Source organism: Marinobacter salarius (genome assembly GCF_032922745.1).
Taxonomy (GTDB): domain Bacteria; phylum Pseudomonadota; class Gammaproteobacteria; order Pseudomonadales; family Oleiphilaceae; genus Marinobacter.
In genome coordinates this window covers 4,541,389-4,557,578 of record NZ_CP136693.1, presented here as the reverse complement: position 1 = coordinate 4,557,578, position 16,190 = coordinate 4,541,389, and the positions used below count along the sequence as shown (strand labels likewise).

Sequence of the window (16,190 nt, the reverse complement as noted above, 5' to 3'; positions counted from 1 at the left end):
ATTTGTTTTTGGAGCATGAATGAGCCCGCCAGAAAGAATCATGCGGCTAGGTAAAGCTGTGGAAAACCCATTGGTTAACGCGCCCGTACTTTATCGGTGGCTCCTACTATTGTGCGCACTGGGTTTCGTGGCGACCCCGTTGCTTTCTGTCGATTGGTTTGACTCATTGAAGATTCCGTTTTATCTCTTCGGTGCTTTCGTTTTGTTTCGGTTTTCTCCGGTTGCCAGGTCATCTTATCCGGTTTGGTTGATGTTATTCGTGATCGTGCAAATGACGTTCACTTGGATTGCATTGCTAATTGACCACCCGGAGATTGCTAGAAGTGGTCCTTCGCTTGAGGACTATCTGGACAAGTTTGCCTTTTTGATTGTAGCAATTGCCCTTGGGGGAAAGTCCAGGAATCTAACTGCTCTGGTTTTCCTAGTGGCTGCACTGATATTCATGATTCCTTGGGTTCTGGGAGGCGGGGTGGATGATTTCTTTCATGGTTTGCGGGGGGGCAGGGAAGGCCTGGGCCTGAACCCTATCAGAACAGCCCTGTATCTGTCGCTCATTGTGCTTGGTCTTCTCGCCTTCAGAAAACGTTTTTTTGGGATCAACACTATCCTGTCTTTTGGTACGTTGATCTGGATGACCCTCTTTCTTTTATCCATCGGTACACTTTTGATGACGCAGACGAGAGGCGTTCTGGCGTGTCTGGTGTTGGTTATTCTGGTCTTTGGATTGTATGGAGTATTGCGCAAGCGAAAGATTTTTCTTCGAAACAAGTTTCGTGCCGGGCTAAGCTTGTTGGCTTTTCTTCTGTTGCTGCTTGTAGGGGCTCAGACCGATTTGGCGGGTACGAATTATGAGAAATTTAGTCGAGAATTATCAACGGTCGACACAATCCTGGACGGAGATCTGGAGGATCTGCCAAATAGCAGTTGGGGGCTGAGAGCGCAGTTTTGGGTGGTCGGTGTGAAGTGGATCAGCGAGAGGCCATTGGCTGGCTGGGGCTATCGGGCTGGACGATATGTTCTTGAGCAAGAGTCCAGGACAAATAAACAGTTTAAACATTATCGCCAGTTACATAACTCATATCTCGAATTGACAGTTCGCTATGGGCTCGGTGGGCTTTTTATCATGCTCTCTTTGTTTGGCTGGGTGTTGTATCAGTCTAATCAAGCGTGTAAGCGGGGGAGCATGTCGAAGGAGCTGAGAAACTTTACGTTCACTTCGGTTGCTCTGTTTATGCTTACCGCAAATTTTTATGGCCTTTTCTTTGACGACGTATATGGGTTGCACGTCATGACTCTATTGCTGGGAATCCCTGTTTCATTTATTTTTAAGGGCCTCCAGGCGCAGAGAGTTGAGCGCCTGCCACCAGATTCCTTGAAGAGCTGAATGAATCCGGGGAGGTCATTTGACCACCCGGCGGTATCCTTGCAGTAAACACAATAAAGCCCCGAGTTTACGTGCAATACGGGACAATCGTCGCTGTGCCAGAGCGATGATTTTACGGATACCAAACATCGATTCATATCCCAACCTGGAGCGCTCTTGTTCGAGGTGGCTGCCAGACAGTTCTTTAGGATGTGCGAGTTTGTCTGTGTAGTAGATATTGGTTCCTGATCCTCGGAAAAATGTTCCCCAAGCGTCTGCGAGCGTTAGAGACTCGCTTTGCATGTCGAGGATTTGCTTGGCGCTCACTGGCGTAACCACGTAGCAACATGTGCGAAATATATGGTTGTTCGAGTATCGTGCAAGACGAAACAATCCTTCTGCGCCGGCTGTCTTTCCGAAGACATATTTTCGCGCAGGCATCCCTTGCTGCCCTCCGCAGATCAGCAATGATTCCGGCGGTAGGGCTGAGACCAACGTCATAATGGCATCTATATCGTCATCACCGCCGATAACATCATCCTCAAGGATCAATGCGTAGTTTTCACCCGAACTCAGGAAGGACTCGAGTGCGTGCACATGGCTTAAGCTGCACCCAACCTCGCCGGGAAGCATCAGTCGATGACCTAGTGCCAGTGGCGTTGCTATATGATCAAAAAACTCCTTTGCAGGGAGTTTTCTGCCATCTACCGCATTGATTCTTGTCATCGTGGCTGAGTAGCGGGGGAATCGATTCTTGAGCGTTTCCCGTTTTTCCGAGTCCTGATCCAGAGAAACGAGATAGATCGGATAGGTGCCAGGGTTCATTAAATTCAGACCTTCAGTAGATGTCTTGGATTATTGGAAATCGTACTTCAGCAATCTGAAGTCTGGTTCGTAGAATTCATTGATGACGCTTCTTATGGAGTCAGTCTGAAAATAGTCTTCGAAGCTTTTCTCCCGAGTACTTGCGTTCTTGGTTTTAAGATCCTTGGCGTCATGAATCATACTCGCAATATACTGGTAGTCATCCTGAATATTCTCGTGGCGGCCAACGAAATCAACGGCAAGTTTGTCGTCGATAAAAATAAAGTCGGCTTGCTTCCTGAAGTGAATATGCTTTCGTATATCGTCGTTTTTCGAGAAGCCATTCAGCACAAAGTCATCAAAACTCCGATATTTATCGATAAATTCTCTTTTAAATAGGGCGTCGTGGGAATTGTTTCCACCGGTTTTCAGGTATTCGTAGGCTGAAACAAAGCGATCATAGGGATTGCGTGTGAAGGTGAACTTGAACATTGAGTTGAACTTGGCGCTGCCGTATATCTGTAGGTACTTCTGGCATGAAGCGTGGCCCAGTCCCGCTAAACGCCCGAAAAGACCTTGATTGATGGCCGTCCCTGCTGCCTTTGGGATGTGAATGAATATCATGTTGTATTCGTTGAATTTTTCTAGGCGATATGAGCTCTGTAACGCCCGGTGGTACCTGAGATTAAGAAAGTGTTTGATCTGAATTTTTGCTTTGCTTTTCTGTCGCGACATGGCGGCTCTCGTTGCTTTAGGCAGTTCGTGGCCAATGATCCCAGCCGCTGCACTTCAAAACAATACCGTACACCAGAGAATTTATAGTGGCGGGCATCTGGTTCTGGTTGTATCTCGTTCGCATAACGGACGAGAAGGAATTGGGCGCTTGTCTGGAGTCAATCGGGGGTCTGGCTTCTGTAAAACGATTCAATGAGAATAAAGAAAGACTTGAGGGCTCGTTTCCGAAGGATGCCTATTGTTAGGAACGTTGCAGAGCTGCCAAGTCCTTAAGCCAAATATAACGGTATCTGGCGCGCTCTTCAGTTACTAGGAAAAGGCTGAAGCGACCAGCCACTTTAGCTGTCTTTGACGCACGCGAATGGAGTAGGGGCAAATCTTGGCCAACAGTTTGATGACGTATAGCGCTTCGCGTTGGTGATTGCGTTCCCACAAACGCTTCGCGGCCCTGCCCATGAACTTTTCCGCGAGAACAGGGTGCGTTTTCAAGAAATCCAAATTCTTTTCAATCGCTTTCAAATCTGATTTGACCTGAAGTTCACCTTTTTCGTGGCTGCTGAGGCGCGGGCCCTCATGCACTCGTATGTTGATCACGGCGTGCTGAACAGGAAGCGCAAGGAAACCGGCTGCCAGCAGGCGGAACGTCAGATCGCGATCCTCGGAAACAACGAGTGATTCGTCGAAACCTCCGGCTTTATCAAAGGCAGATTTGCGAACGGTTGTGCCGGAACAGCCGGTTTCCATCAGACTGACCATTAACTCCGTGCTGAGTGTTTCAGTGCCCGAAGCTACTGCCGGTGTTTTTCTGGATTTGGTTTCACCTGTCGTCTCGTTAACCATCAAACGGGAAGGCCAGAAGATTCTGGCTGCGCACTGTTCGTTAATTGTGAGATCAATCGACTGAACGAAATTTGGATCTATCCAGTCGTCGTCATCAAGAAACACAATCCACTCTGCAGTAGCGGCTTTAACGCCTTGATTGCGAGCGGCAGATACTCCAGCGCTATTTTCGTTTCGAATTACGGTGCAGCGTTCGGTAAGCCTTGGGTCGAGCTGGTCTGCGATGGGGATGTCGCTTCCGTCATCGACAATAATGATCGAACTGGCCGGCTTTGTCTGATTGACGACAGACTCAATAGCCTCCGCAACATAGATGGGGCGGTTTTTCGTAGTAATGATAACGGCGATCGATGTTGTCATAGTGAAGATATGCTCAGCCCAAGTGCGAACTAAAAACAGGCCAACCAGTAAATGCTAGCCGCATGATAATTGCCTACCTAACCCCAAGTGAAAGCATATATCTAGAAAGCTGCAAAGCGTTTCTTGCGTTTCACGTGGTTATCCAGATAAAACCGAAAATGCTCCTGAAAGTCTTCAAAACTGAGCTCAGGAGCAGACGCCGAAAGCCAGCCTTCAACGAACGAAAGATAACTTGTCCGTGAACAGTGTTTCTCAAATTTGTTGCGGTAGAAAAAACCGAACGCAAATCCAAGCTGTTTCTCCAGAGGAGCGGGAGAATTTATCTTCGAAAACTCAAGATCGATAAGCCAACATTGGCTGAGGTCTGGGCAAAGTAAAAAATTGCCGGCCCAGGGATCAAGGTGCAGCAAACCATCTTTCATTGCAGTCAGCAGCGTATCGAACGCCAGCTTCATTGCGTCTGTGGAGCGCTCAGGTTGCTTTAGGATGTACTCTTCCAGAGTAACAGTATTACTCAAGTTTTCCGTCACCGAGAACGTCTGCTCGGGAAGCCCAAAACCATCAACCCGCCAACCGTAGGCGTAGATCTCTGGTATGTATGGCTTGCCCTGCATGCGAAGGGCAGTGTCGAGTTCTGCAGTCGCCCACTCGAAGCGTCCTTGTCGCTGAATTCCAAAGCGTGCCCGAACCCTTTGGCTGAAATATTTAAGTGTGTTTGTTTTCAGCAACAGCGGAGGGTTATGACTGGCCAACGATGTTGTCAATTTTGGTTCTTCGGAGTCGAGCATTCGACAAATTTCCTGTTGCCAGGAATTTTCCGACGCTGAAGCAGCACCAATCGTGTCTTTTGCGAACAAGACGGTCCGCTCCGAGAGAGTGAGTGCTTGATAATCTGGATGATATAGATATTTCATCAGTTTTGGCTGGCGTTAAGGATGGAGGTCAAAGTGTTCCGCGAGCTCCATCCACTGATCTCTGTTCGCGTCTTCTCTGACATTGGACTTCTTCAGAGCAACGCCTTGCGAGAATGGAATCGGGTAGGGTTTGCGTTCCGTTTTCGTCGTATTTCGAGAAGAAGTTCCCGCCAGGAGGCTCATTGCCTTGAACCAAAGATCATCTGCTTTGGGGGATAGCTTCAAGAACAAGTCACTCGACGTAGACATCTCTGACAGGGACCCCGGCGGATAGAGCACGCCACCGTAACCTAATGGCATAGTGTATGTGTCAGAGCTGTCTGGGGTCTCATAGGTCCATTGGCGATACGGCGCCGGAGATCTTGCTTCCGAGTAGCGAATTCTTCGGCACTGGTGGCCTATGATCTCATCCGGATTTTTTGTGTGGGCATGGTAAAGAGATTGCAGCCATCCCTGGGGATACATAAGGTCGTCATCACAGGTCACGATCGTTTCCGAGGGGTTTTCTTTGAGGCAGTAAATCAGTTTCGTGTGTGGACCAACATCGGGCCTGAATTTTATTTCAAAGCGCTGTCCTTGCAGGCGATGCAACTTTTCCGGGATCTTGTTTTCGCAGTCATTTCCTAGCCAAAGGATGATCTTCTTCGGCGGTTGTGATTGCCTCAGCACACTGCGAACGGCCAGATGCACACACTTAAGTCGTGACTCAATGGATGTGAGTGAAACAATGACCGGGAGCTCGTCACCTCTGGATGGATCGTGTAACCCCGCGGTATTCAGGGAGTTCAGATATATCATGCGCGCCAGTGACGGCGGATACTCTTTAACTTTCATGGTTCGCTCCTTCAGCAGTAATGAGAGTTCAACACGTCAGGACGGCTGAGTATTCTCTCGTTTATCGATGCCATTTACTGCCCAGAAGGTTCCATTCTGTTTCACGGATTTTCGGATGGCCCGATTCTTCGCCCAGATCTCAGGCTTCGAGTAACCCCGAGCGTGGTCCAGGTGCAGGCAAACGGTGCTGTAGCGAATCTGCCGGGATTTGTGACCAAAGTTCCAGAGGCGCTCGCCAAGTTCGCGGTCCAGGCCACCGTATTGCATGTCTTCGTTGAAGCCATTAACGGCAATCAGGTCTTTGGTCCAGGTGGAGCTGTTCATGCCGTTCCAGCTGGCGGCTGCGGGTGTGACGGCATTCAGGAGTGTCTTCTTCAGGGACGAGCTGGACAGCTTCCAGAGCTTGTGGTTCTTCGGTTGGCCCTTGCTGATCAGCCACCGGGGGTAAAAGATGACACCGTTGCGGATATCGTCGTCGGAAATCGCTTCCGAAACTGGCATGGTGAGTTTGATGTAGCCGCCCGACAGGAACACGCCCGGCTCGGCCAGTCGTTGATGGGTGGCGATGAAGTCTGGTTCCGGGATGCAGTCGCCGTCCGTGAAGATCAGGTAGTCGCAGTCGGTTTCCCGGATGGCCTTGTTGAGGATCTGGCACTTGCGAAAGCCATGGTCCTCGTGCCAGACATGATCGATCCGCAGGATGCTGCGTTCGCTGAACTGGTCGATCAGGGTGCGGGTCTCGTCGGTTGACCCGTCATCAGCAATGATTACCCGAAAGTCCGGCTGGCTCTGGTTTTCATAACCCGTCAGAACCTTGCTTAGCCATAACGGGGAATTGTAGGTGGTGATGACAACGCCAATGCGTTTTGGTGACATGGATCCGGCCCGGCCTTTATTCAGGGAAAACAGACAGTCGTGGAAACTGTTTTGGTACCCGGATTATACAGTTTTAGGCCCTGGCGGGCACCGGCTGTGTAAGCGGGATTTACTTACACACTCTGCCGGGTCGGTAAGGGTGGGGCAGGCCCGGTGGGCGATGGCGAAAGCGTTTGTATTCCCACTGGTACTGTTCCGGCACCTCCCGTACCACATTCTCGATGGATTTATTCAGCGCGGTTGTGGCAGTCACCGGGTCCGGGTCGGCAATGCCTGGTTCGCATTCGCGGATCACCAGCCGGAAACCTTCGCCATCTTTCAGGCGTTCGGAGTAGGTGACCAGGGGTTTGGCGCCGGACTTCTGCAGCAGCTTCGAGACCAACGTCATGGTGCGCACCTCGATGCCGAAGAAAGGCGCGTACGCGTTGCCTTTGCCCCTTGGACTCTGGTCCGGGAGGATGCCGGCGACCTCGCCTTCCCGCAACAGAGTGATCAGTCTTGCCAGCCCGCGACGGTCACCACGAACCAGCTCCGAACCCATGCGCCCGCGAACCTGGATCATGTAATCCTCGAATTCCCGGATATGGGGTGGGCTGTAGAGGGCCGCCATGCGGTATCGCGAGGAAAAATAAAGCCCGGTGAGCTCCCAGTTGCCGAGATGCGGTGCCAGCAGCAACAGCCCCCGGCCGTCCTTTTTCGCCTCTGCGAGCAGTTCTTCGCCTTCGATCTCACGGATCAGGCCCAGGCAGCGTTCCACTGGCCATTCCCACATCAGGGGGATTTCCATCATGGTCTGGCCGGTGTGCCGCAGGCTGGAGCGCACCATCCGGTCATGCTGGTCGTCCGTCAGCTCCGGCAGGCAGATTTTCAGGTTGATGTCGGTAACCGTGCGGTACTGGGATTTGGACATCCAACTGATCATGCCAAGGAAACGCCCGATAAGCTGGGCGCCACGCAGGGGGAGTTTGCCGGCAAGCCGGAGAGCGGTAATCAGAAACGTTGCTTTGGAAAGCGCCATAATCCAGAGGACTATCAACAGGAAACAGGATGAGCGGAAGCTACCACCATCCGGCGTGGGCGGCAAGGTTGGTGAATGTCACCGCTGGCGATTACAGCTTCTGCGAGGCTTCCCAGCTCGTGCTTCGGTCGCCGGTTTCCCAGCCAATCCTCAGGTAAAAGCGCCGGATACGACGGCCAATGTATCGCTGTCGCCAAGCGGGAAGAGTGGCCAGTTTGTCCGGGATGGCGGGGGCGCCGAGCCCGTCAACCAGGAATAGCTCCGGTTGCCCGCCCCTGTCGGCGATAACCAGGTTGTGGGGCAGCAGGTTCCGGGTGAGAATGCCGGTTTCGAGCAACCAGTTGCAGAAGCGGTCTGCGGCGTCCTGAATCGGTTGGTCAAACCCTCGGTGTTTCAGGTAGTGTTCGAGCGTTTCGCCCGGTACGCCGTCGTGGTCGATGAGGAGCTCACTCATGTTTGCCAGGCCGAGTGAGGTTTCCACCGCGCCATGAAATTGCGGCAGGTGTGCCCAAACCAATTCGTTGTGGCCGTCTTTGATCAGTGCCCGGATGGCCTGCTGTTGATGCGCCCGGAGTTCCTGGCGGTTGTCATCAATCCTCGCTCTGCCGAGCATTTTCTTTGGCCAGGCTTGTCGCTGGAACCGTGCTTCGATGTTTTCAGGCCGCAGTACTTTGAGACACAATGCCGAATCATCCGGATGCCGGTAGCAGTGTCGGTTGTAGCCAGAGGCGAATGGCTCAATGCCTGACAGGTCAATCATGGATCGTATCCGAATCTCGTTTTATTGCCTTGTGCAACGGAAGCCTCGGGAAGCCACGTTATGAACGGTTGTATTGCCTACGGTGATTGTAATACCGAGGGCCTGAAAGACTATCATGAACCGGTCTGGCCGCAGATCGTTGCGAAGCAATTGGGTCTTTCGCTCACCAATTGTGGTCATACCATGAGCACAACCCGTGAGCTGCTTCAGTATGCTGAGGCCTTCCCGCCCAGGAACTATCAATTGGCGTTTATTCAGTACGGGCTCGTTGATTCCTGGCTCACCTTTCGTGGTGCGCCCTATGTGCTTTATTACCCGGACAGCCCCCGCAGGAAGCTTGCCCGAAAGCTCGTCAAAAAGCTGAAGAAATGGGCCCGGCGTCTCCACCTGCAGGATCGTTGGGGCGCGGTGGAGCAGGTGCCGCTGGATGAGTATCTGGGCAATATTGAGCGTGTGTTGCGCTCGGCCCCCGACACCCTGTTCGCGTTGGTGTCCACGCCGCCGAACCTCGACGAGCCCCGGAACCCGCGCATTGAGCGCTACAATGAGGGCCTGCGAGAGTTAGCCATACGAGAGCCAAATGCATTTTTTGCCGATGCCTACCACCCATTATGGCAGCGGAAAGCCGAGTCCTTGATGGCAGACGGAACCCACCTTACCGAAACAGGGCATCGACTCCTGGCGGATACGGTGATCAGCGCGCTGTCGACATACTGGCCAACAGGTCCCGATAAAAAGCCTCAGTCTTCGATACCATCGCCTCAAGGCTGAGTTGCTCCCGGGCCCACAGGAAACTGCCGTTTTGGGAATCTCTCATAACCATCGGGCTGCGGAGATTGGTGCGAACCAGTGTGGCGATATCCTCAACGCGGTCAGACGCGGCAATACTCTGTTCTGGCAGAAATTCCCCCACTCCGCTGACTGGCGTTGACAGTACCGGGCAACCCGCCATCAGCGCTTCCACCATGATATAAGGAAAACCTTCGCGGCTGGAGCTGATGATGCAGGCGGTGGCGGCTTGGAGCCAGGGCTTCATATGGAGCTCATGGCCTGGAAGCAGTACGTGGTCTGAGACGTCCAGCTCCTGAATCAGGGTACCTAGTTGAGCACGCTGGCTACCATCACCCAGGATAACCAGACTGCCACCGCAGTCGGCCCTGGCCCAGGCGCGAATCAGCCGGTCGAACTGTTTGACTGGTTCCAGACGGCCTGCGGCTAACAGGAGAGGGCGATCTGCAGGAATTTCGAAGGTCGGGGCCTCCGTCTTTTCTTCGCCGGAGGTGTCCACAGGCGGTAAGCCATTGTGGATCAGCCGAGCATTGGCGTGGGCAATGGTGTCGGTAATATCACGGCTGACACCAATCACGCCATCCAGCCGCTCAAACCCCTTATGGGAGCGCTTGGTGCCATGAAGCGTGCCCACTGTTGCACTGTTCAGATGACGGGCTGAACTGATCAGGTTTGCGGCCTTGTTACCCTGGGCATGAACGATGTCCGGGTGGATGGAGCGAAGCAGTCGCCGCAGGCGGTAGTGCAGCCATGGGTTGCGTCGGCCGAGCTGAACGGGCAGTGGATGGAAACAAACCGGCGAGGCGAAGCGTTCGCTGTAGTGGCTGTGTGCCAGAACGTGAACGGTGTGGCCTCTTGTCGAGAGGGCGTTCGCGAGGTCGGCTGTGTGCGTTTCCATACCGCCCCAGCCCGTGCCGGGCGTGGCGATAATCAGCGCGATTGTCAGCGGGCCTTGCGCATTCATTGGTGCGCAGGCCTCCGCGCAAGAAGGTTCTCATAGACCTTCAGCGTGGTTTCGGTCTGTGCTTCCAGTTGGAATCGCCACGGTATCTCTATCTCAGGTCGGGGATTGTCGAGGAGGGCGAGCGCGGTCTGGGCAAACGCTTCTATATTGTCTGGCGGTACCAGTCCGTCGGAGAAACAGGCGCGCAGTGTTTCGGCTGCGCCACCTCGGTCAAAGGCGGCCACCGGTGTGCCGGAGGCCAGGGCTTCGGTAACGGTGCGGCCGAAAGGTTCTGGTTTCGTGGACATGTGGCAGACCACGTCCGCCAGAAGGTAGAGGGTGGTCATATCGTTGCGCTGGCCGAGGAAACTAACCTTGTCGGTCAGGTTCAGGCGGGCACGTTCCTTTTCCAGCTCCTCCAGAAACTGCTCCTTGCCAGGTTCAGCGCCGCCGACAATGATGCCGTGGCAGTCCGGTCGTTTTTGCACCAGCTGCGCCATCATGGCCAGAAAGTCCAGTTGGCCTTTCCAGCGGGAAATGCGCCCGGGCATCATGATGATCTTTTTCTGGGCCAATTGTGGGTACTGTCGGAACCAGCGGTCCAGCCATTGTGGGCTGAGCTCCCGTTGTCGAAAAGCACTCACGTCCACGCCCCGTTGGATGACGGTCAGTTTTTCTTCCGGCACCGGGTATTTGTTCAGCACATAATCCCGAACACAACCGGACACGGCGATGATGTGATCAGCCCGGGTCATGATGGCGCTGTAGGGGGTCACGGAATACATGCCGTGAAAGGTTGAGACGACGGCCGGGCGCTGGTTGGCTGGAATGGTCTTCAGGGCCAGGAAGATGATCCAGGCGGGCATGCGGGAGCGGACATGTATGATGTCCGGTTTCAGCTCCAGAAGCAGCTTGCGCATGGGCAGGATTTGCCCGAACGACGCCGGGTTCTTCCGGTGTATTGGCATGAATATGTGTTCAGAGCCTTGCCCGCGAAGCTGCTCCGCCATGGGCCCGCCTTTCGAAACCACATAGGACTCGTGCCCACGTTTCACCAGGTCGGCGGCGAACTCCACGGTGCCTCGTTCCACCCCGCCACTGTATAGCGCGGGTAACGCCTGCAGAATCCTCAACGTTTGCCTCCCCTTAAAAAGTGTTCAATCAGCCACCTTGCGGCCCTATCAGCCTCCCAAAGCTCCTGCGATCCGCGCAATTTTCCAGCCATAACCGAGGCATGGTCACTCCAGTGCGCGACGTACCCTTTCTCTACCAGGCTGGCCATGCCCCGGGCGACCCGGCTGTTATTCTTGGGCGCGAGCTCAAACAGACCCGTAGGCACGCCGGAGGTGGCAGCTTCGCAGGCCATGGAGGCGCTGTCTGGTGTGACCCACACCGCGCGGGAGGCGGCGAGTTGATGGGGAAGCCAGCTGGCGTGCGTTCGCCTGGGATCCACGACCGTGACCTTCGGGCCTGCCAGGTCGTTCAGTCGCATCAACAGGTTTTCGGGCGTACGGCGAGAGCCGCTGATCGTCCAGCGCCATTCCGGGTAGCGACCCATTAGCTGGGATAACTGTCCGAGAATAACGTCGTCATCCCAGTCGAAATGGGGGGAGGGGCCGCCTACGAGAACAAGGCCTTCGGGTTTGTCGGTAATTCTGGCCAGGGGCGTGATTGCATTTATGACACCTTCGGTGGCAAGGACATGTCTGGCTGGGGGGACCTTATCGTGTTCTGGAATGATGGCCGCATCGACCCAGTTGAGAGGGAAGCCCGGTTTCATTAAAACCACGGTTTTTACCTTTCGGAGCCGCCGCAGGGATAGCAACAGGCGGTGGGTACCGCTGCCGGCTGCGATAATCAGGTTTGGTCTTCCCAGGGCTTTATCCATGGCCGGCGCAACGCCAAGCAGCGCCCGCCACAAGGGCGGGGGCGCTTCGGTCGCATCGATTTCACTCACGCTGGCGCCAGCCAGCACCCGAAGGCGGTTGCCCAACCCTTTCAGCTGGTTGTGATGGCCAGGCTTATTATCGGTCAGTAGCCAGACAACCGGGGCGGGGGAGCCGGTGTGGGAGCGCATTCAGTTTGCGTCCTTGCTGTACAGGTTCGGATCTTCCCTGGAAGGACGGGTCTTGAAGCGGCGATGCATCCAGAGGTACTGGTCCGGGTGTTTTCGGATTTCGTTTTCGATGGTCTTGTTCACCAATGTGGCGTCCGCCATGTCATCTCCGGAAGGAAAGTTCTCCAGTGGAGGATGGAAGTAGATATCGTACCCTGGAGCGTGTTCCCGTCGGAAATGGCTGAAGGGCACCACGGCACAGCCGCTACGGTCGGCTATGCGCGAGGTGGCGGTGATGGACCCCGCAGGTACTCCGAAAAATGGGGCAAAAACGATGCCTTTGCGGCCGTAGTCCTGATCTGTGGCGTACCAGACGATACGGTTGTTTTTGAGCTGTTTGAGCAGGCCGCGCAGGTTCCGGCTGTCCAGTGCCACCCCATAACGACGCTCCCTGGCGCGGGTCATCACCGCGTTCATCAATGGGTTGTTATGGTCGCGCTGCATCACGTCGGCCTCGATGTATTCGGTGACCAGGGCGCCCCCCAGGTCAAGAGTGCTGTAGTGACCGCCCAGCAACAGGATGCCCTTGCCTCTGGCAAGGGCAGCGTCGACATGTTCAAGGCCGTGGACTTCTGTAATGGGCATGAAGCTGGTGGGACTGCGGAACCAGGCCAGCCCAATCTCCATGACACCGATGCCGTTGGCGCGGAAAGACGCCTTCACCAGTGCCTGCTTTTCCGTTTCGGATAACTCTGGAAAGCACAGGCGAATATTCACATCGGTGATTTGCTTGCGACGGCCGGCAAAGCGATAGGCTATGTCACCAACCCGTTTGCCCAGCCACCATTGTAACTTCAGTGGCAATTGGGCACCCAGCCACATGGCGGCGACCCCGATCCAGGTTGGCCACCAGCGCGGATGAAGGTAGCTGGTATAGCGGGTGTCGCGAGTTCTCTGTTTAGCGGTCTTCACTCGTGTCAGTCCCTGATGATTTTTAACGGCAAGAACCGGAGTTTAGCAGGGCCATTATCTCCGGCTAAAGCCGCAATATCCGCAAGTTGCGGAAAATCATGAATTCCAGGTCGCAGACGCCGGCCACCGCTTTATGTAGAATGACCGCCGCATCGACCCGGCCGGAGTTACCATGCTTCATTTTTTCTACTCCCTTTTTTTCCGCATCGCGCTGCCGTTTGTGTTGCTGCGGTTGTGGTGGATCGGGCGTACCAATCCTGAAGCGTTCGTGCGCTGGCAGGAGCGCCTGGGGTACGTGGAGGCCTTCGATGAGCCGGTCATATGGGTTCATGCCGTATCGGTGGGTGAAACCATTGCCGCAGCCCCCCTGGTGAAAGCCTTGCTGAGGCGTAATCCTGATATCCCCATATTGATGACCGCGATGACACCGACCGGCTCGGCCCGAGCCAGGGCTTTGTTCGGTGACCGGGTCCACTATGCTTTCTCACCTTATGACACACCCGGTGCGGTGCGCCGTTTTGTTGGCCGCGTAAGGCCCCGGGCGCTTGTGATTATGGAAACTGAGCTTTGGCCCAATATGATTGCTCTTAGCCGCCAACGCGAGGTGCCCATTTTTCTCATTAATGCGCGCCTTTCCAGCCGTTCCGCGCGGGGATATGAGCGGGTGGCGTCACTGGTTCGCCCGCTGCTCCGCAGTATTAGCTGGATAGCCGCGCAAGCAGAGGAAGACGCTGGCCGGTTCCTGCGTATTGGGGCCACGCCGGAGTCGGTGTCGGTGACCGGCAGTATCAAGTTTGATGTTGAGGTCTCGGACGAAGTGCGCGCCGAATCTTCGGGGCTGAGGGCGGCGCTGGGCGCTGACCGTCCGGTTTGGATCGCAGCCAGTACCCACGACGGTGAGGATCGCCAGATATTGGAAGCTCACCAACAAATCCTCGAGCATTTCCCGAACGCATTGCTGATGATTGTGCCGCGGCATCCAGAGCGTTTTGATGATGTGGCCAGGCTCATTGACGCCATGGGGCTCTCTCTTGTCCGTCGGTCCCAGTCAGGAAGTGACGGGGGCGGAAAGGTGGGGAGCGAGGTGTATCTTGGTGACACTATGGGTGAATTGTTAATGCTGTACGGCGCCTCCGATGTGGCCTTTGTGGGCGGTTCGCTGATTGAGCGCGGCGGCCACAACCCGCTGGAGCCAGCCGCTTGGGGAATACCTGTTGTTTCCGGGCCGCACATATTCAATTTCGAAACCATTTACGACCGCCTTGATTCAGGGCAGGGGCTGTTTATTACGGATTCGGCGGAGTCTCTTGCCCAGTGCGTCGTTCATCTCTTTTCGGATAAATCTTCTGCTCAAAAGGCGGGGCACAACGCGCTGGCGGTTGTGAATGCCAACCGTGGTGCGCTCGAAAAAGTGGTCGATGGGATTGTTAAGCGGGTCTAAGGTGTGATGCCGGCGTTTTGTTATTGGCCGGGGCATGGTGCCCCGGCCTGGTTTGCATCAGTTTACTGAGAGGGGTTGTCGATGGTTTCCTGTTCGTTAGCCATGGCTTCAATCCCCGGCGCTGATGCGCTCAGCCAATTGTTCAGGTCAACCAGATCCTGAGGGCTTAGGGTGCCAGCTGCCTGTTTCAGGTTCAGGGTGTTAATCACGTAGTCGTAACGGGCATTGGCGAAGTCACGCAGTGCCACGTAATAGTTCCGTTCCGCATCCAGCACTTCCACGATGTTCCGTGTACCCACTTCGTAACCGGCACGGGTGGCATCCAATGCACTGCGGCGGGAAATGATGGTCTGTTCAAGTGCATTGGCGGCCTCAATGTTGTTGTCAATGGTCAGGAACAGGCTGCGCGTGTTTACACGTACATCGCGGCGCGCTGTATTCAGGTCATGTTCGGCAGCCGTCACCAGCGAGCGCTGTTGACGCACGCTAGCCTTCGTTCCTCCTCCTGTATATAGAGGAATATTGAGGGACAGGCCAATGACGCCCTCAGTGCCTTCTTGCGTTGTTGATAAGGCGTTGTCGAGACGAGTTTCACGATAGGAGGCGGTAAGCTCAAGCGTTGGCAAATGGCCTGACTTGGCCGCTTTCAGGTCGGACTGACTTGCGTTAAGCTGGAAAAGGGTCGTTTGAAGAGACCAGTTGTTTTTGAGGGCTCTTGACTCCCAGGATGCTGGGTTTGCCGGTTCAGGGCGCCTAAGAGGGAAGTTCTGCCGAAGGTTTTCCAGAGCGGTAGGGTAATCGCCGGTTAGTCGCGCCAGTTGTTCTTTTGCAATGTTCAGTTGATTTTCAGCAGCGATGCGTTGGCTTCTGGCATCGTCATAGCTGGCCCGCGCTTCGTATACTTCGGTTATGGCGATAAGGCCCACTTCAAAGCGTTCCTGGGCCTGATCATATTGGCGCTGAATGGCAGCTTCAGTTGCTCTCGCGGTGGTAACTGTATCCTGAGCCCGCAAAACATTGAAATAGGCGGTTGCTGCATCGAGAATCAGTTGTTGTTGGGACAGGTTGTATTGGGCTTCAGCAGCCTTTGTTTGGAATTGGCTGGCTTCGTATGTAAACCAGTCGCTGGCCTGGAATATAGGTTGGCTCAACTCAACGCCGTAACGATAAGCCTTGTAGCTGTCACCCGAAAAAAACTGTCGCGCCAACTCATCGTTCCCTGAGCCGCTGAATGCGTTATGGGGCTCAAAATCTGTGTGGTTTACTGACCCTGTTGCCGTGATTTGCGGCAGCAGGGAGCTTTTACTGACGTCAACGGCAGCTTGCTGCGCCTGGAACTGAGCCTGAGCCGATGCAATGCCGGAATCATAGGAGAGTGCTTTCTCGTACGTCTCAACCAGATCCATGGATAGTGCAGGCTGGGCTGCGAGCAGTCCAATCAGCCCGGAAAGCAGTCGTTTCTTCATGATGTCTCCTGTTAGTGAA

General features: G+C 54.6%; 16 protein-coding genes. 3 read left to right on the top strand and 13 right to left on the bottom strand.

Features of this window, described 5'->3' with window-relative positions:
* The first annotated feature begins 19 nt into the window (after positions 1-19).
* A complete protein-coding gene (locus tag R1T46_RS21155; RefSeq protein ID WP_317306944.1) occupies positions 20-1,384 on the top strand; it encodes an O-antigen ligase family protein in 1,365 nt (454 codons plus the stop codon).
* A gap of 15 nt (positions 1,385-1,399) precedes the next feature.
* Here R1T46_RS21155 and R1T46_RS21150 read toward each other — a convergent pair whose 3' ends face one another.
* The 8 genes from R1T46_RS21150 to R1T46_RS21115 form a co-directional block, all read right to left on the bottom strand.
* Entirely contained in the window at positions 1,400-2,188 is a 789-nt protein-coding gene (locus R1T46_RS21150; RefSeq protein WP_317306943.1) for a glycosyltransferase family 25 protein, read from the bottom strand.
* A 30-nt stretch (positions 2,189-2,218) separates the two neighbouring features.
* Positions 2,219-2,902 (bottom strand): sulfotransferase family 2 domain-containing protein, encoded by a 684-nt coding sequence (locus tag R1T46_RS21145; protein ID WP_317306942.1) that lies wholly within the window; start codon positions 2,900-2,902, stop codon positions 2,219-2,221.
* Positions 2,903-3,211: 309 nt separating this feature from the next.
* Positions 3,212-4,102 carry a glycosyltransferase family A protein gene (locus R1T46_RS21140; protein WP_317306941.1) on the bottom strand — a complete coding sequence of 297 codons (891 nt, stop codon included), beginning with the start codon at positions 4,100-4,102 and terminating at the stop codon, positions 3,212-3,214.
* Positions 4,103-4,203: 101 nt separating this feature from the next.
* Entirely contained in the window at positions 4,204-4,959 is a 756-nt protein-coding gene (locus R1T46_RS21135) for a hypothetical protein (protein WP_317306940.1), read from the bottom strand.
* A 72-nt stretch (positions 4,960-5,031) separates the two neighbouring features.
* Positions 5,032-5,850 (bottom strand): glycosyltransferase, encoded by an 819-nt coding sequence (locus R1T46_RS21130; RefSeq protein ID WP_317306939.1) that lies wholly within the window; start codon positions 5,848-5,850, stop codon positions 5,032-5,034.
* A 36-nt stretch (positions 5,851-5,886) separates the two neighbouring features.
* Positions 5,887-6,726 (bottom strand): glycosyltransferase family 2 protein, encoded by an 840-nt coding sequence (locus R1T46_RS21125; RefSeq protein WP_317306938.1) that lies wholly within the window; start codon positions 6,724-6,726, stop codon positions 5,887-5,889.
* A gap of 109 nt (positions 6,727-6,835) precedes the next feature.
* A complete protein-coding gene (locus tag R1T46_RS21120; RefSeq protein ID WP_317306937.1) occupies positions 6,836-7,744 on the bottom strand; it encodes a lysophospholipid acyltransferase family protein in 909 nt (302 codons plus the stop codon).
* A 91-nt stretch (positions 7,745-7,835) separates the two neighbouring features.
* Positions 7,836-8,504, bottom strand: a complete 669-nt coding sequence (locus R1T46_RS21115) for a YrbL family protein (protein ID WP_317306936.1) — start codon at positions 8,502-8,504, stop codon at positions 7,836-7,838.
* A gap of 60 nt (positions 8,505-8,564) precedes the next feature.
* On the opposite strand from R1T46_RS21115, the gene R1T46_RS21110 reads away from it, so the two are divergent.
* Positions 8,565-9,275, top strand: coding sequence for an SGNH/GDSL hydrolase family protein (locus R1T46_RS21110; protein ID WP_041336130.1), 711 nt, complete (start codon positions 8,565-8,567; stop codon positions 9,273-9,275).
* Here R1T46_RS21110 and R1T46_RS21105 read toward each other — a convergent pair.
* Genes R1T46_RS21105 through lpxL form a run of 4 tightly spaced genes read right to left on the bottom strand, consistent with a single transcriptional unit; the run spans position 9,199 to position 13,264 of the window.
* On the bottom strand, positions 9,199-10,257 hold the full coding sequence (locus tag R1T46_RS21105; protein WP_041336132.1) for a glycosyltransferase: 1,059 nt from the start codon (positions 10,255-10,257) through the stop codon (positions 9,199-9,201). The genes R1T46_RS21110 and R1T46_RS21105 overlap by 77 nt on opposite strands.
* On the bottom strand, positions 10,254-11,369 hold the full coding sequence (locus tag R1T46_RS21100; RefSeq protein ID WP_136634094.1) for a glycosyltransferase family 4 protein: 1,116 nt from the start codon (positions 11,367-11,369) through the stop codon (positions 10,254-10,256). Before R1T46_RS21100 ends, R1T46_RS21105 begins: the two co-directional genes overlap by 4 nt.
* Positions 11,366-12,313 (bottom strand): mitochondrial fission ELM1 family protein, encoded by a 948-nt coding sequence (locus R1T46_RS21095; RefSeq protein WP_036203502.1) that lies wholly within the window; start codon positions 12,311-12,313, stop codon positions 11,366-11,368. Before R1T46_RS21095 ends, R1T46_RS21100 begins: the two co-directional genes overlap by 4 nt.
* On the bottom strand, positions 12,314-13,264 hold the full coding sequence (gene lpxL / locus R1T46_RS21090; RefSeq protein WP_075195814.1) for an LpxL/LpxP family Kdo(2)-lipid IV(A) lauroyl/palmitoleoyl acyltransferase: 951 nt from the start codon (positions 13,262-13,264) through the stop codon (positions 12,314-12,316).
* A 172-nt stretch (positions 13,265-13,436) separates the two neighbouring features.
* On the opposite strand from lpxL, the gene waaA reads away from it, so the two are divergent.
* Positions 13,437-14,705, top strand: coding sequence for a lipid IV(A) 3-deoxy-D-manno-octulosonic acid transferase (waaA, locus tag R1T46_RS21085; protein WP_041336137.1), 1,269 nt, complete (start codon positions 13,437-13,439; stop codon positions 14,703-14,705).
* 62 nt (positions 14,706-14,767) lie between these two features.
* On the opposite strand, the gene R1T46_RS21080 is transcribed toward waaA, so the two are convergent.
* Positions 14,768-16,171: a TolC family outer membrane protein gene (locus R1T46_RS21080; protein WP_036203512.1), complete on the bottom strand. Its 1,404-nt coding sequence runs from the start codon at positions 16,169-16,171 to the stop codon at positions 14,768-14,770.
* Positions 16,172-16,190: the final 19 nt, after the last annotated feature.